At 70.3% G+C, this 14,133-nt stretch carries 13 protein-coding genes and 1 pseudogene; 6 read left to right on the top strand and 8 right to left on the bottom strand.

Annotated features, from left to right (window positions below; translation table 11 throughout):
• Positions 1-31: 31 nt before the first annotated feature.
• The 5 genes and pseudogenes from OP79_RS58135 to OP79_RS40335 all read left to right on the top strand — a co-directional run.
• Positions 32-181: pseudogene (locus OP79_RS58135) on the top strand (response regulator transcription factor); the annotation flags it as partial.
• 58 nt (positions 182-239) lie between these two features.
• The gene (locus tag OP79_RS40320) at positions 240-560 is read left to right on the top strand and encodes a hypothetical protein (protein ID WP_033327880.1); all 321 of its coding nucleotides are present in this window, start codon (positions 240-242) and stop codon (positions 558-560) included.
• Between the two features lie 389 nt (positions 561-949).
• Entirely contained in the window at positions 950-1,207 is a 258-nt protein-coding gene (locus OP79_RS40325) for a type II toxin-antitoxin system VapB family antitoxin (protein ID WP_033327881.1), read from the top strand.
• Positions 1,204-1,617: a PIN domain nuclease gene (locus OP79_RS40330; RefSeq protein ID WP_033327882.1), complete on the top strand. Its 414-nt coding sequence runs from the start codon at positions 1,204-1,206 to the stop codon at positions 1,615-1,617. Before OP79_RS40325 ends, OP79_RS40330 begins: the two co-directional genes overlap by 4 nt.
• A 280-nt stretch (positions 1,618-1,897) precedes the next feature.
• Positions 1,898-2,572, top strand: coding sequence for a glycoside hydrolase family 11 protein (locus tag OP79_RS40335; RefSeq protein WP_033327883.1), 675 nt, complete (start codon positions 1,898-1,900; stop codon positions 2,570-2,572).
• Positions 2,573-2,927: 355 nt separating this feature from the next.
• Here OP79_RS40335 and OP79_RS40340 read toward each other — a convergent pair whose 3' ends face one another.
• The 8 genes from OP79_RS40340 to OP79_RS40375 form a co-directional block, all read right to left on the bottom strand.
• A complete protein-coding gene (locus OP79_RS40340) occupies positions 2,928-5,921 on the bottom strand; it encodes an aminotransferase (protein ID WP_033327885.1) in 2,994 nt (997 codons plus the stop codon).
• A 92-nt stretch (positions 5,922-6,013) separates the two neighbouring features.
• Complete coding sequence (locus tag OP79_RS40345; RefSeq protein ID WP_033327886.1) at positions 6,014-6,454, bottom strand: Lrp/AsnC family transcriptional regulator; 441 nt, start codon at positions 6,452-6,454, stop codon at positions 6,014-6,016.
• A gap of 168 nt (positions 6,455-6,622) precedes the next feature.
• Entirely contained in the window at positions 6,623-7,234 is a 612-nt protein-coding gene (locus OP79_RS40350) for a TetR/AcrR family transcriptional regulator (protein ID WP_033327888.1), read from the bottom strand.
• Positions 7,231-7,728, bottom strand: coding sequence for a hypothetical protein (locus tag OP79_RS40355; RefSeq protein WP_033327889.1), 498 nt, complete (start codon positions 7,726-7,728; stop codon positions 7,231-7,233). The genes OP79_RS40350 and OP79_RS40355 overlap by 4 nt, the downstream gene beginning before the upstream one ends.
• Positions 7,729-7,737: 9 nt before the next feature.
• Complete coding sequence (locus OP79_RS40360) at positions 7,738-8,781, bottom strand: agmatine deiminase family protein (protein ID WP_033327890.1); 1,044 nt, start codon at positions 8,779-8,781, stop codon at positions 7,738-7,740.
• A 25-nt stretch (positions 8,782-8,806) separates the two neighbouring features.
• Positions 8,807-10,516, bottom strand: a complete 1,710-nt coding sequence (locus OP79_RS40365) for an urease subunit alpha (RefSeq protein WP_033327892.1) — start codon at positions 10,514-10,516, stop codon at positions 8,807-8,809.
• The gene (ureA, locus tag OP79_RS40370) at positions 10,513-11,217 is read right to left on the bottom strand and encodes an urease subunit gamma (protein ID WP_033327894.1); all 705 of its coding nucleotides are present in this window, start codon (positions 11,215-11,217) and stop codon (positions 10,513-10,515) included. The genes OP79_RS40365 and ureA overlap by 4 nt, the downstream gene beginning before the upstream one ends.
• A gap of 410 nt (positions 11,218-11,627) precedes the next feature.
• On the bottom strand, positions 11,628-12,485 hold the full coding sequence (locus OP79_RS40375) for a LysR family transcriptional regulator (protein ID WP_051745381.1): 858 nt from the start codon (positions 12,483-12,485) through the stop codon (positions 11,628-11,630).
• Positions 12,486-12,686: 201 nt separating this feature from the next.
• Between OP79_RS40375 and OP79_RS40380 the strand changes: the two genes are divergently transcribed.
• Positions 12,687-14,132 carry an amidohydrolase family protein gene (locus OP79_RS40380; protein ID WP_078492321.1) on the top strand — a complete coding sequence of 482 codons (1,446 nt, stop codon included), beginning with the start codon at positions 12,687-12,689 and terminating at the stop codon, positions 14,130-14,132.
• The last annotated feature ends 1 nt before the right edge of the window (position 14,133 follow it).

Here is a 14,133-nt window from a genome sequence, read left to right on the forward strand (position 1 = left end):
CTCCCCCGCCGACGCGCCTCCCGCCGTCTCGCTGAGCCCCCGCGAGACCGACATCCTGCGACTCCTGGCACACGGCCACACCAACCGGGAGATCGCCGCACACCTGTACCTCAGCGAGGGAACGGTCAAGAACCACGTCTCCCGCATCCTCACCCGCCTCGCCCTGCGCGACCGCACCCAGGCGGCACTCCGCGCCCGGGACCTCGGCCTGCTGCGGCGCCGATCACCCGGGAGAGCACGTGGCGAAGAAGGACCAGACGACGGACGCGGCAAGGGAGAAGGACCGCGAAAAGTGGATGGCGCGTTTCCAAGTACGGCTGGCCATGCAGCCGGGCGTGGACCGGGTAGTCGTGCTGCAGGCGGTCAAGGAGGTCACGGCGCATTGCGCGGATACGGGAGAGCACCCGCAGGCCGCTTTCGGTGATCCGGACGCCTACGCCGTGCAGGCCGCCGCGCGGCTGGTGCCGGCGGACCGGGCGGCGCACGCGAGGCGGCACAACGCGGTAGCGGACGCGTTCAGCTCGGTACTCAAGAGGGCCAGGGATGTCCCCGGTCTGTGACCGGTTGAAGCGACTTCTGCCATGGCCCGGCGCAACGAGTCTCCGTCATCGGGATCGGCCGGTGGCCGAGCCGTCCGGTGACCGGCTTCGGGAGAGTGAGCGTGCGGAGCTGGAGGGGGCCGCAGGCCGAGGCCAGGGAGAAGGACAAGCGCATCCGCGAGCTGGAGTTGGAGGATCGGCATTCCATGCCGCGACTCCGGAGCCGAACGCGCCTGGCAGCCGCGGCATGGCCCACCTCGGCGACCTTGGTCCGCGTCGCGCGGTCGCGTCGGCTCCAGATCCCATGGCTAGACCCCGCAGGCACGGGCCCCTCACGGTCATCACGGGAACCAATATATAAAAGATCTTGTATCTTGGTATACTCTGAGTGGCATACAGAGGAGGCCCCCATGAGTCGCACAGTCATCGACCTCGACGACAAGGCCCTGGAAGAAGCAGCCAAGGAACTCGGCACCACCACCAAGCGCGACACCATCAACACCGCCCTGCGGGAAGTCACGGCCCGCTACCGGCGTCTGCGCGCGCTCGAAGAAGCCCGCGAACTGGTGGCCGACGGCGCCCTCGACATGAACCTGCTGCTGGACAAGCATGCGTACCGCCCCACGGGCGCGGCAGGTGACAACCGCGGCGCCGGAGCCGGCGAGTGACCGTCGCCGACTACCTCATCGACACCTCCGCCCTCGCCCGCGTCCTGCTCCGCCAGACCACGGCCGAATGGGACGACAGAATCGGCGCCGGCCTCGTCGCGATCTGCGACATCACCGAACTGGAAGTCCTCTACTCGGCCCGCTCGGCCCAGGATCGCACCCGCTTGAAAGCTGCACTCGACGCCCACTACGCCTGGTGCCCCATGCCCGACGGCGTCTACCGCCGCTCCCGCATCGTCCAGGAACAACTGACCGCCAAAGGGGAACACCGCAGTGCGGGCCCCGTCGACCTCCTCGTGGCCGCCGCCGCGGAAGAAGCAGGCCTCACCCTGCTCCACTTCGACCGCGACTTCGAAGCCATTGCTCGCACGACGGGGCAGCCGGTCCGCATGATCGACCTCAGGCAGTAGAGTCCCCGCGCGGTAGCACGGACGGGCGCCAAGCCTCTCGCCGACCGCACACCCGAGGCGGTATCGCGGCGGATCACTCCCGGAGACCCTTCGAAACATTCGAAGGCCAGACTCTCGGAATCTCCCCAAGCACTCTGCGTTCGGTGTCCAAAATCCCTCTGTTAAACGCTTGAAATATTCGAAACATTTCGTAACTGGCACCGAAACTATTGACACTTGACGAGAGCAGGCCAACACTGCGATCCACCTCCCGGCCTCAGAAGAGAGAAGGAGCCCTCGCATGAACCTCGTACCCGCACACCCGACGACCCGCAGGGCCGCCTGCGCCATGCTGTTGGGCACCGCGTCGGCGCTGGCCCTACCCGGAACCGCCCGCGCCGCCACGGTCATCAACACGAACCAGACCGGCACCCACAACGGCTTCTACTACTCGTTCTGGACCGACGCGCAGGGCACGGTCTCCATGACCCTGGACTCCGGCGGCAACTACAGCACGAGCTGGAGAAACACCGGGAACTTCGTCGCTGGCAAGGGCTGGAGCAACGGCTCACGCAGGACCGTGAGGTACTCGGGCACCTTCAATCCCTCCGGCAACGGCTACCTGTGCCTCTACGGGTGGACGTCGAACCCGCTCGTCGAGTACTACGTCGTCGACAACTGGGGCACCTACCGGCCAACGGGCACGTACAAGGGCGCTGTCAGCAGCGACGGCGGCACGTACGACATCTACCAGACGACGCGTTACAACGCGCCGTCCGTCGAAGGCATCAGGACCTTCAACCAGTACTGGAGCGTGCGGCAGTCGAAGCGGACGGGCGGCACCATCACCACCGGCAACCACTTCGACGCCTGGGCCCGCGCAGGGATGCGCCTCGGCGACTTCAGGTACTACATGATCCTTGCGACCGAGGGTTACCAGAGCAGCGGGAACTCCAACATCACGGTGTCGGGATGAGCACTACCTGACCGCGTCCGACCACACGCCCCTTGGCGACGACCCTGGCCGCGCTGGCGCTGGCCGCCACCAGTACCCTCACCGTCCATGCCAGCCCCGCGCAGGCCGCCGGCTGCAACGGATAGGTCGGACTCACCCTCGACGACGGCCCCGGGAACGCCGCCGAAACGGGCGCCATGCTGTGCGTGCCGACCCAGTGGAACGGCGCGACGGTGCTGCGCATGGCCTTCGTCAACCCGGAAACCCGCGCCGACGACATCATCGGCACGCTCCGCACACTCCGCCGGTGAGTGACCGGGTTGGTGGGATGGATGCCGTACCCGCCGCCGGTCCCCGGGGCTGCGGATGTGCGGCGTCAGCGGGCGTGGCCGAGTTGGGTGAGGGCCAGGTCGAGCATGTCGGCGAAGAAGTCGGCTGCGGTGGTGTCGATGCACAGCGGTGGCTTGATCTTGAGGATGTTGAGGTGGTCCCCGGTGGGCTGGACGATCACGCCGAGGTCGAGCATGCGGTCGCAGAGTTCGGCGGTCTCTTCTGTGGCGGGTTCCAGGCCGCCGCGGTCCCGGACGAGTTCGACGCCGAGGTAGAGGCCCGAGCCGTGGACGGCGCCGATGATGCCGTAGCGGTCGGCCAGTGCCTCGAGCCGGCTTTTCAGATGGCCGCCGACGCGCGCCGCGTTGCCCTGGAGGTCTTCGTCGCGCAGGGCGTCCAGGACGGTGAGGCCCACGATGCTGGAGACGGGGCTGCCGCCGGTGGAGGAGAAGAAGTAGCCCTGGTCGCGGTACCGGTCCGCGACCGCCTTGGACGTGATGACGGCGCCGAGGGGGTGCCCGTTGCCCATGGCCTTGGCGACACAGACGATGTCGGGGACGACCTGCTGCTGCTCGAAGCCCCAGAACCAGTGTCCCAGGCGGCCGTATCCGACCTGGACCTCGTCGGCGACGGCCAGGCCGCCGTGACGCCGTACCGCCGCGTACACCTGGGCGAGATAGCCGTCGGGAAGGGCGACTCCTCCGGCATTGCCATAGAAGGTCTCACCGATGAACGCTCCCGCCGGGCGGCCGGCAGCGGCCAGTTCGTCGATCACCGCGACGGCCTCGGGTGCGTAGCGCACGGCATCCGGACCGCGGTGGCGGCCGCGGTAGGAGTTGGGCGAGTCCACGGTGTGCACCCAACTCGGGCGGGTGGCCAGGGCGTTCGGGTTGTCCTGGAGCGAGGTGGAGACCGCGTCGGAGGCGTACGTCCAGCCGTGGTACGCCTCGCGCAGCGCGACGACGTCGTACCGGCCGGAGGCCCCGGTGGCCAGGCGAAGGCCCAGATCCACCGCTTCCGAACCGGAGTTGACGAGGAACACCGTGTCCAGAGGGTCGGGGACGAGGGTGGCGAGGCGCTCGGTGAACTCCACCACGGAGGCGTAGTGGAAGCGCGAGTTGGTGTTGAGCCGCCGCAACTGCCGGGAGACCGCCTGCTCGACGCGAGGGTGGGCGTGGCCGAGTGGGGTGACGTTGTTGACGATGTCGAGGTACGACCGGCCGTCGGTGGACAGCAGATGGTGGCGCCAACCACGTTCGATACGCGGAGGGTTGGCATAGTAGTGCTCCTGCACGGTGGCGAACACGGCGTCCCGCCGGTCGAGCAGGTCCCTCTCGCGCGTACGGTCGGAGTCGGCCGGGATGCCGAGGAGCGGGGCGGGGTCGGCGGTGAGCGCGAGCCAGCCGACGGCGTACTCGGGACGGACCAGGCGCGGGACAGCGGGGCCGTCGGCGTCGCGCAGCGCGACGTGGACCGAGGCACCGGAGCTGAGGTGGATGATGTCCTCGCCCGCATGCACCGTCGCACCGGTGGTGACCACGGGCTGGACCGCGCGGGGGAAGGACAGCGTAAGCGCCTGTGCGCCATAGGTGAGTTCCACGTGGCCCGGCGCCGCGGCGAGGACCCTTCCCGCGGCGGGCGCCTGCACCACGGCATCCCGGCCGAGCCAGAGGTCGATTCCGGTGGGCACCGTGGCGGTGGACACCGCCGACAGCGCCGGTGTCCGAGTGAGTCGCGCATGGGCGTACCGGGTGGCGACGGCGGCCGCTCCGTCCGCGAGCGCGGAGGTCACCAGCCGGGCCTCGGTGCCGGCGTCCGTCCAGGCTCCGTGGTCCATGGAATCGGCGTCGGTGGACAGGTCGAGGACGGTGATGTCGTCGGCGACGAGGTCCCGCAGGAGAGGACGCACCGGCGCATCGGCCTGCGCGGTCCGGTCGGTCCGGTCGGTCCGGGCAGGCACGTCGGCCATGCCGGTCGCGTCCCTGATGAGGCGGGTCATCACCGGCAGGGGCAGCGAGGTGGCCTGTTCGAAGATGCGCCATTCGCGGTCGAGCGCGGCCTTGGCGTAGACGTTGTCCTCGTCGACGGCGGCCTGCTGCCGCCCGCTGGCCACCAGGACGGCGGCGCGCAGGACCACGAGCGGCCACACCGCGTCGGCTTCCTCGGGGGAGAGCGACCGTACGGCGTGGAAGGCGCGAACGGCCGGCAGCACATGGTGAGCCTCGATACCGTCGTGGTGGAGCATCGAGGACAGTGACACGGCGAGTTCGCCGACCGCCCAGCTCCAGGTCACGTCACCGAAGTCGATGATCCCGTCCGGCATGGGCGGACGGCTGTCGGGACAGCGGATCAGATTGTCGTCGGTGAGGTCCAGGTGCACGGCCTGCGACGGCAGCGCGGCGGCAAGCTTCTGGACATACGCCCAGGCCTCGGCGGTCGCGGCCTGGACGGCGGTGCGCCGGTCGGGTTCGTCGATGTGCCCGGCGAGCTTGGCGACGACGCGATCGGCGTGCTGCGGGTCCCACTGGAGCACGCGGTCGAGGCCCGGGTGGCGGAAGTCGCGCAGGGCGGTGCTGACCTTTCCGACGAGGGTGCCCATGCCCGCCACGCTGCCGGGGGACAGGTGCCGTGGTCCCGAGAGCGTGCCGCCGGGCAGGTAGCGCAGCAGGCGCGCGACGGCCGGACCGTTCTCGGTGTCCACCGTCGTGCGCCGCGGGGAGCCGTCAGGGCGGCGCAGGACCGTGGCGATGCGCAGTTCCGGGCGGACCGAGGCGATCAGGTCGGCTGCCGCGTCCTGGGCTTCGATCTCCACCGTGCCGAAGGCGGGATTGGCGATCTTCAGAATGGCCGCGGGCGTCCCGTCGTCGGAGTGCAGCAGGAAGTTGGCGTCCTGCTGGCTGCCCAGCGCCTGCGCGCGAGCGGTGATGCCGAGGTGTTCGGCAGCGATGAGCTCGGCCTCGGCGGGCGCCATCCGGGGTGCGGGAAGGGCGTCCTTGGTGAAGAAGTCGATCGTGCGGTACTCGTACTCGTCGGGCTGCATGCGGGATTCCTCGGCCGGTGCGGGCAGACAGGGGGCTGGTGCGGGCAAACAGGGCTCGGACGCTGCAAACAGGGCTCGGACGCTCGGATGCCTCAGTCGACGTGCCACAGGAAGCGGTGGGTGTGAATCGCGAAGTAGGGGAAGTTCTCCACGGATGCGACACCCTCGAGGGGCCGCACGACGTCGTTGATGAAGTCCAGAAGATCCCGGGGCTGAGGGCACACCACTTCCGCGAACAGGTCGAAGCCGCCGGTCGTCAGGACCGTGTACACGACTTCGTCGTGCCGGGACAGTTCATCGGCGACCCCCCGGGAATCGCCGTCGATGCGCAAGCCCAGGAGTGCCATCGTCTGCCGGCCCATCGTCATCGGGTCGGTCACTCCGACGACCTGGACCGCCTTGGTGTCGATCAGCCGCTGCAGCCGGAGCCGCGCGGCCGAGGGTGACAACCCCACCTTCGGACCCAGTTCGGCGTAAGGGATCCGGCCGTCGACCTGCAGCTCCCGCAGGATGGCCCGGTCGATGTCGTCCATGCAGCACCTCTCTCCTGCGGGAACAGCAGGCATTGCGCTTGTTTCAAGCACGATGCCGGACCTGTGTGCTCGATTCAAGTGTGAGGACGATGGAATCGAGCGAATCTGGGCCAACGCGGCACGCGCCACAGGGCCAACCGCAGTGCTGCGTACAAGCTGGACGTGGACTCAGGAATCCGCGAGGAGGCTGTCGTCCAGGAACTCCCGTACGTGGCGCAGGACTTGCGCCCGGTCCGTGCCCCGCAGCCCGATCGCCACATGGACGGAGAACCCGTCGAGCAGCGCCCGCAGCCGGGCGGCGAAACGGTCCGGGTCGACCGGCCGGAACGCGCCCCTCGACACCCCCTCCGCCAGCAGCGCCACCAGGTCGCGGTGCCAGGCGCCCTCGATCGCCGCCTGGCGGTCGCGGGCCGCGTCGTCGGCGTTCTGCGAGCGGTTCCAGACCTCCAGCCACAGCGTCCAGTGCGGGTCCCGGTGGCCGTCGGGCACGTACAGGTCGACGTACGCGTCAAGCCGCTCACGGGCGGACGTGGTGCGGGTCAGCAGCCGACCGCGTTCGGCACCGAGCCGGCCCTCGCTCCACTCAAGGGTCTGCAGCAGCAGCTCGTCCTTGGAGTGGAAGTAATAGAGCAAATGCCCGCTGCTCATCCCGACCTCGCGGCCGAGCGCCGCCATGGTGAGCTTCTCCAGACCGCGTTCGGCGATCATCGCCATGGCGGCGGCGAGTACGTCCTCGCGGGGCGGGGCGGGGGTGCGGCGGCGGGCGCCCGGGGTGGTCATACCGGGCCCACCCGTACGGCGTCGGGCAGGAAGTGGATCTCGTACGGGACGTAGCAGTCGCTGAACAGGGTCGCGACCACCGCGCCGCAGCTGCCGCACACCTGGTTGGGCCCCTCCTGGCCGGGTGCCCCGCAGCAACCGACCTCCGACGACTCGGGGTCGCGGGACAGCCGCCCGGCGGTGTCCTCCGGGTGTGTCACCAGGGTGCCGCGCGGCCCGGCGGACATCAGGCACCCGTCGCCGTCGGGGTCCGACATGCACAGCCCTGGGATCGCCGCTCCCGCCCACTGAGGATCCGGATGCGGCACGAAAGGCGCCCCGGACGGCTCCGGATCCACCGCGTACGTGCCGCGCGGCACCGTCGGCGGGGCGTGCCGGGAGCCGTCCGGGCCCGGCAGCCCGTCGAACTCGGGGCGCTCCGGCAGCTCGGGCAGCCGCCGCAGCGGTTCGGTGAGGGGATGGCCGCAGGCCGTGCAGAGCAGCAGTACGTTCACCCGTACGTTCTACCTGACCACGGCCTTCGGCTGCTGCTGAGTAATGCAGTGGATGCCGCCCCCGCCCGCGAAGATCGGCCGCGCGTCCACCAGTGTCACCGTCCGCTGCGGGAACAGCCGGCGGAAGATGCCGGCCGCGGTCTCGTCCCGGGGGTCGTCGAAGCCGCACAGGACGACGCCGCCGTTGCAGAGATAGTGGTTGATGTAGGAGTAGTCGGCCCAGTGGCCGTCCGTCTCCAGGACGGTCGGGGCGGGCACCTCGACGACCTCCAGGCGGCGGCCGCGCGCGTCGGTCTGCGCCTTCAGCAGACCGACGACCTCCTGCGTCACCTCGTGGTCGGGGTGAGCCGAGTCCGGCTGCACATGGGCCACGACCACACCGGGACGGGCGAACGCGGCGACGATGTCCACATGGCCGAGGGTGCCGAAGCCGCTGTAGTCGCCGGTGAGGCCGCGCGGCAGCCAGATCGCCTTGCGGGTGCCGAGGTGGGCGTGGATCTCGGCCTCCACCTGCTCGCGGGTCCAGTGCGGGTTGCGTTCCGGCCCGAGCTGGACCGTCTCCGTCAGCAGGACCGTGCCCTCGCCGTCGACGTGGATGGCACCGCCTTCGTTGACGAGTTCGGAGGTGTACGTCTTCGCCGAGCCCGCGAGGTCGGAGACGTACTCGGCGATCTTCGCGTCGTGCTCCCAGCGCGCCCACTCCTGGGCACCCCAGCCGTTGAACGTCCAGTCGACGGCGGCTAGTTCACCGGCGTCGTCGGTGAGGAACGTGGGCCCGATGTCGCGCATCCAGGCGTCGTCGAGGTCCCGCTCGACCGTGTCGATGCCGTGCCCGAGCAGAGCGCGCGCCTCGGCCGACTGACCGGGGCCGCACACCACCGTCACCGGCTCGAAGCGGCGCACCTCGCGGGCTACCGAAGCCCAGGCGAGGCGCGCGGCGGCGAGGCCCTCGGGGTCGTCGAAGGTCGGGTTCGGGCCCGGCCACGCCATCCAGGTGCGCTCGTGCGAGGCCCACTCGGCGGGCATGCGGAAGCCGTCGGCGGCAGCAGACATGAGTGATCCTCAGGGGCTGTGACATTTAAAGGAAGTACAGGCGGTTGAGGGAGACGGACTCGGCCGGTTCGGAGCGCAGCGGCTCTCCGTCGAGCGTGACCATCCCCGTGCGCTGGTCCACATCGACCGCTCCCGTACGGGAGTTGAGGCGCAGGTCGACCGGCCCGATGCCGCGCGTGCCCCGGACAGCAACCCTGCGGCGCCGGGTCGGCATCGAGTCGTTGCCCTGGTCGACGGCCGCCTGGGCGACGAAGGCGACCGAGATGTCGGCGGGCGTGGCGCCGTGGGCCCCGAACTGCGGGCCGAGGACGAGGGGTTCGCAGGTGTCGGTGGCGGCGTTCGGGTCGCCGACCACGCCGTACGCCGGGAAGCCGGCCTTGAGCACCAGCTGCGGCTTGGCGCCGAAGTACTCCGGCCGCCACAGCACGATGTCGGCGAGCTTGCCGACCTCGATCGACCCCACCTCGTGGGCAAGGCCGTGCGCGATGGCCGGGTTGATCGTCAGCTTGGCCATGTAGCGCAGGACGCGCTCGTTGTCGTGGTCGTCGGGTGCGCCGAAGTCGGCCTTCATCTTCCCGGCCATCGCGAACGTACGGCGTACGGTCTCGCCGGCCCGCCCCATCCCCTGCGCGTCCGAGGACGTGATGCCGATCGCGCCCAGGTCGTGCAGCACGTCCTCGGCACCCATGGTCCCGGCGCGGATGCGGTCGCGGGCCATGGCGGCGTCGCCGGGCAGGTCGGGCTTGAGGTCGTGGGCGGCGACGATCATGTCGTAGTGCTCGGCGACGGCGTCCCGGCCGAAGGGGAGGGTGGGGTTGGTGGAGGAGCCGATGACGTTCGGGACGCCGGCCATCTTCAGCACGTTCGGGACGTGTCCGCCGCCGCAGCCCTCGATGTGGAAGGCGTGGATGGTGCGGCCCTCCAGCACCCGCAGGGTGTCCTCGACCGACAGGCACTCGTTCAACCCGTCGCTGTGCAGGGCGACTTGGACGTCATGCTCCTCGGCGACCCGAAGGGCGGTGTCCAGGGCGCGCGTGTGGGCGCCCATGTCCTCGTGCACCTTGAAGCCACTGGCCCCGCCCTCGGCCAGCGCCTCGATCAGGGGTGCCTCGTGCGAGGACGAACCACGTCCGAGGAAGCCGATGTTGACCGGCCAGGCGTCGAAGGCGTTGAACGCGTGCCGCAGCGCCCACGGCGAGTTGACCCCGACGCCCCACACGGGCCCGAACTCCTGCCCGATGATCGTGGTGACGCCGGAGGCGAGCGAGGCTTCCATGATCCGCGGCGACAGCAGGTGGACGTGGGTGTCGACGGCTCCGGCGGTCGCGATGAGCCCCTCGCCGGACACGATGGAGGTCCCGGTGCCCACGACGACGTCGACCCCGTCGAGGGTGTCGGGGTTCCCGGCCCGCCCGACCGAGCAGATCCGGCCCTCCCTGATGCCGATGGAGACCTTGCGGATCCCCAGCGCCGCGTCGATCACGACGACGTTGCTGATGACCAGGTCACAGGTCTCCCGGACGGCGGCCGCCTTGAGGTGCAGTCCGTCCCGGGCGGTCTTGCCGAACCCGGCGAGGAACTCGTCGCCGTAGCGCTGCGAGTCGGACTCGACGCGGATCGTCAGGCCGGAGTCGCCCAGCCGGATCCGGTCGCCCGCGCGCGGGCCGTGGGTGGCGGCGTACTCGTACGGGCTGATGCGGCGGGCCGCTGTGGGGTGGCCTCCTGGGCGGCTCATCGCTCGACCTCCTGATCAGGTGTTTCCGGTACGCCGAGGTAGCCGCAGGCGGCGGCGCGGCGCAGCGCCTCCTCGCGGGCGCCGGGCGCGTCCAGTGCCCCGTCGACCAGACCGGCGAACCCGATGGCGATCCGTTCGCCCCCGATGGGCACCAGCCCGACCTCGAGGCTCTCCCCCGGCCCGAACCGCAGGGACGACCCGGCGGGTACGGCGAGCCGCATCCCGTAGGCCCTCTCCCGTGCGAAGTCGAGCCGCGGGTTGGCCTCGAAGAAGTGGAAGTGGGAGGTGACGGAGACCGGCACGGTGGCGGTGTTGGTGACCGTCAGCCGGACGGCCGCCTCGGGCTCGGCGTGCTCGGGTCCCGGCAGCAGCGCGCCCGGAGCCCGCTCACCGAGACTCCCGCCGATCGGGTCGCTCACGACCGCGAGCCGCGAACCGTCGTCGAAGACCGCCTCGACGTGCACCTCGGTGACGATGTCCGCGACACCCGGCAGCACGTCGTCCGGGCCGAGCACGGATCTGGCGCGCTCGACGGCCTCCGCGAGCCGGGCACCGTCGCGAGCGGCCTCGCAGACGGTGTCCGCGATCAGCGCGGTCGCCTCCGGCACGTTGAGCCGCAGACCGCGGGCGCGGCGGGCGCGGGCCAGCTCGGCGGCTCCGAAGAGCAGCAGCCGGTCACGCTCCGTGGGAGTCAGTCTCATGCCGTGGGCACCTCTTCGCTTCCCTCGAGTTAGAGCATCACTCTAAGGATGGAATGCCTTAGGTGGAAGTGTTGACTCGACCTATCCGATCCTCATATTGAACGCCGCTCTAATCCTCAGTACACCTCAGGCGGCCGGTCAGGGAAAACCCGCATACCCATGGAACAGCGCGGAGTCGACACCATCCCCGGCGAATCGGTCACCTCGATCGTGGTGGGCACCCTGGCCCTCCGACTCCCAGTTCGGCGTCCGGGCCGTCCGCCGCGGCCAGACACGCCTTGGGCCGACGCCACCGCCGGCGTGGACGAGGCGGAGCACCGCGAGGCAGTCCTGGCCGCGATGGCCATCACACCGTCCCGGACAGTCCCGGCTTCTCCCCGACGGCGACCAGAGCAAAACGACGCAGACCCTCAGCCGAGAAGGCGCGTGGCGTGGCGGACGGCGGCGATGGCGTGCCGGTCGTCGGTGGCGCGGGTGGCGACGGCGATCTCCACGGGCGGTCCGTCGAGCGGGACGAACCGGACGTCCGGGTGTGGGTAGAAGCGGCTGGCGGCCTCGGCGTGCAGGGCTATGCGGCCGGTCGTCGCCACGGCTGACGGTATGGCGGCGGGGTGGCGCAGGGCGCCACGGCTGTGGGACCCGTCGGCGGCGGGGCCGGACCATGCTTCGAGCGCGGGATGGGCGAGGGCGGTGGGCAGCCACGGGCTGTCACTGACGTCGGCCTCGGTCAGCCGGTCGGCGTCGGCGAATGAGGAGCGGGCGGGGACGACCACGACCCGGGGCATGGTCAGGGCGTGCTCGAAGACGAGTCCGTCGACGGGGCCGACGTACTGGACGATGCCCACGTCGACCCGGTGGCTGCGGACCGCTTCGTACTGGTCGGCCAGGTCCAGTTCGGCGTAGGAGAAGGCGATGGCGGGATCGTGTCCGTGCACTGCCGCTGTCAGGTCCCTCCAGCGTTCGGCGAGTCCGAATCCCAGGACGCCCAGCGTAAGAAGGTTTTCGTCGGCGGTGCGGCGGCGGTTCCCTTCGGTGAGGGAGTCCACGGTGTCGAGCAGAGTCCGGGCCTCGGCGATCAGCCGCTCGCCCTCAGGGGTGAGGGTCACCCGGCGGCTGGTGCGTTCGAAGAGCTGGGTGCCCAGTTCCCGTTCCAGCCGCTGGATGTGGCGGCCGAAGGGCTGGGGGCTGATGTAGTGCCGCTGCGCGGCCCTGCCGAAGTGCAGTTCCTCCGCCAGTGTCACCGCGTAGCGGAGCGCCCGGATGTCCATCCCTGTGCCTCCGTGCCTCCCGCTGAGTACCGCCCGTACAGCCGGTGCTTCCGTCTACGTCAGAGGAGGTCGAGCCGTCAACACCTCGGTCACGGCCGGTTCACAACCATTTCGGCTGATGATCCCCGGCTTCCTCCTCTGGTGAGGTGAGTCCACGGGAGGCACCGCCTCTGTGGCTCGGATGACGAAGGGGTCATCATCATGGCTCGGCATCGCGTTGTGCTGCGCGGCGGCACCGTCCTCACCATGGATCCGCACCTGGGAAACCTGCCCCGAGGTGACGTGCTGATCGAGGACGGTGTGATCGCCGCGGTGGCACCGGCCCTCTCCGTCGAGGACGCGGAGACGGTGGACGTCACGGGACACATCGTGGCACCCGGCATGATCGACACCCACCGGCACACCTGGCAGACGCAGCTGCGCGCCCTGTGCGCCGACTGGACCCTGGCGGACTACCTGTTCGGCATCCGGCTCGGCGTCTCACCGGCCTACCTCGCCGAGGACGTCCACCTGGGCAATCACCTCGGCGCCCTGGACGCCCTGAATTCCGGCGTCACCACGATCCTGGACTTCTCGCACTGCAACAACACGCCCGAGCACGCCGACGCCGCGATCACCGGGCTGCGGGACGCGGGAATCCGCGCGGTGTTCGGCTACGGCTTCTTCGAGTCGAACCCGCTCCAGCCGCCGCACTTCACCGACCACGCCCTGCGCCTCGCGGACTTCCGGCGCGTCGCCGACACCCACTTCCCGAGCCGGGACGCACTGCTGACCCTCGGGGCGGCGCTCACCGAGTACGGCACGCTGCCGTTCGACACCACCCGCGCCGAGATCGCCGCCGCCCGCGAACGCGACGCGCTGATCGTCACGCACACCGGCTGCGTGTGGTCGCTGCCGAGCGGCGTGCGCGAGTTCGCCGCGGCGGGCCTGCTCGGACCGGACCAGGTCCACGTGCACTGCAACACCCTCACCGACGAAGAGTGGCTCCTGCTGGCCGACCACGGCGCCAAGCTGTCGATCTCGGTGGAGACCGAACTCAACATGGGCATGGGCCGCCCCGCCTTCGCAGCCGCCCGCCGGCACGGCATCAAGCCGACCCTGTCCTGCGACATCGTCTCCCTGAACACCGGCGACCTGTTCACCCAGACCCGCATGGGCCTGGCCTTCCAACGCTGGGCCGACACCGAGGACCTCAACCTCGCCGGCGGGGACCCCACCACGGTGACCATCACCGCGCAGGAGGCACTGGCCTGGACCACCGTCAACGCGGCCGAGGCGATAGGACTCGATCACCGCATCGGCAGCCTCACCCCCGGCAAGCAGGCCGACATCATCGTGACCGGCGGGCCCGGCATGTCCCAGCACCCGCATCTCGACCCGGCCGGCACCCTCGTCTTCCAGACCACCCCCGCCGACGTCCGCCACGTCCTGGTCGCCGGCCGCTTCGTCAAGCGCGACGGCCGGCTCACCGGAACAGACCTTCCGGCCCTGCTCGCACGGGCGGACGCCTCAGCCGAAACAGTCCTCGGTCGGCTCGCCGACGCCGGGCGCCCTCTGCCCGGCACCCCGCCGGAAGGCTGGGGCCTCATAGCCCGCATGTCGTCAGAACTCCAGGCGACTCCGGAACCCCAGCAGCCCGGAAGGTGAT

Source organism: Streptomyces yerevanensis (assembly GCF_000716805.1).
GTDB lineage: Bacteria > Actinomycetota > Actinomycetes > Streptomycetales > Streptomycetaceae > Streptomyces > Streptomyces flaveus.

Excerpts from the sequence above, each read along its gene's own strand:
- OP79_RS40325 (WP_033327881.1), top strand. The coding sequence starts at position 950 with ATGAGTCGCACAGTCATCGACCTCGACGACAAGGCCCTGGAAGAAGCA.
- OP79_RS40335 (WP_033327883.1), top strand. The coding sequence starts at position 1,898 with ATGAACCTCGTACCCGCACACCCGACGACCCGCAGGGCCGCCTGCGCC.
- OP79_RS40340 (WP_033327885.1), bottom strand. The coding sequence starts at position 5,921 with ATGCAGCCCGACGAGTACGAGTACCGCACGATCGACTTCTTCACCAAG.
- OP79_RS40345 (WP_033327886.1), bottom strand. The coding sequence starts at position 6,454 with ATGGACGACATCGACCGGGCCATCCTGCGGGAGCTGCAGGTCGACGGC.
- OP79_RS40350 (WP_033327888.1), bottom strand. The coding sequence starts at position 7,234 with ATGACCACCCCGGGCGCCCGCCGCCGCACCCCCGCCCCGCCCCGCGAG.
- OP79_RS40360 (WP_033327890.1), bottom strand. The coding sequence starts at position 8,781 with ATGTCTGCTGCCGCCGACGGCTTCCGCATGCCCGCCGAGTGGGCCTCG.
- OP79_RS40365 (WP_033327892.1), bottom strand. The coding sequence starts at position 10,516 with ATGAGCCGCCCAGGAGGCCACCCCACAGCGGCCCGCCGCATCAGCCCG.
- ureA (WP_033327894.1), bottom strand. The coding sequence starts at position 11,217 with ATGAGACTGACTCCCACGGAGCGTGACCGGCTGCTGCTCTTCGGAGCC.
- OP79_RS40375 (WP_051745381.1), bottom strand. The coding sequence starts at position 12,485 with ATGGACATCCGGGCGCTCCGCTACGCGGTGACACTGGCGGAGGAACTG.
- OP79_RS40380 (WP_078492321.1), top strand. The coding sequence starts at position 12,687 with ATGGCTCGGCATCGCGTTGTGCTGCGCGGCGGCACCGTCCTCACCATG.